Origin of the sequence: Staphylococcus sp. HMSC077D08 (assembly GCF_001837945.1) — a bacterium.
Lineage (GTDB): Bacteria > Bacillota > Bacilli > Staphylococcales > Staphylococcaceae > Staphylococcus > Staphylococcus epidermidis.
Window position 1 is genome coordinate 1 of the sequence record NZ_KV834807.1, and the last position, 626, is coordinate 626.

Annotated in this window: 1 protein-coding gene; it reads right to left on the reverse strand. The window is 32.9% G+C overall.

Annotated features, from left to right (window positions below; genetic code table 11):
• Positions 1-48: 48 nt before the first annotated feature.
• Entirely contained in the window at positions 49-582 is a 534-nt protein-coding gene (locus HMPREF2663_RS09195; RefSeq protein ID WP_070846292.1) for a hypothetical protein, read from the reverse strand.
• Positions 583-626 lie beyond the last annotated feature (44 nt).

Below are 626 nucleotides of genomic sequence, written 5' to 3' on the forward strand. Positions count from 1 at the left end.
GATGTACCTTGATAAGTAGTTGTTGTCATAATGCATACCTCTTTCTGTTTAATTTGCTTGTAAAAGCTTTTCTTGTCTTGCTCGTTTCATACGCGCTTTAATTCTTTCTTTTCGTGCTTTACCTTCTGCCCTACGTCGCTCTTTATCAGCTTTAATTTCTTCTTGTATAGCAGTATTTCTATTATTCTTGTCCTTACTATCTATGTTGCTTATGTCCTCACATATGCGTAATATAAGGCTCTCATCAGCTAATACGTCATCTCTTTGATACCTCTTTATCTGACGTTGTTCACTTTCACTATAGTTAGATAGTATTATGTTAAACTTCTTTAAATCATGATTAGATTTATGCTTAAATTTCTCTAGCTTCTCACGTTCTTCAATAATACTTAATGCCAAATCTTCAATGTGGTTTGATTCATAGGACAACTGCATAGTGTATGGATCAATAAACATTCTTGGATAATGTAAAGCGTACATATCATCAATGCGTTGTTCCCATTTATCAAACTCACTTTTTAAGAATGCAGCATTATACTTTGTTTTGAGTTGAATAACAGCATATCTTTGTCCTACTCCCAAATGCTACACCTCTTATAATTTAATACGTTTTAAAGCCTCATAAC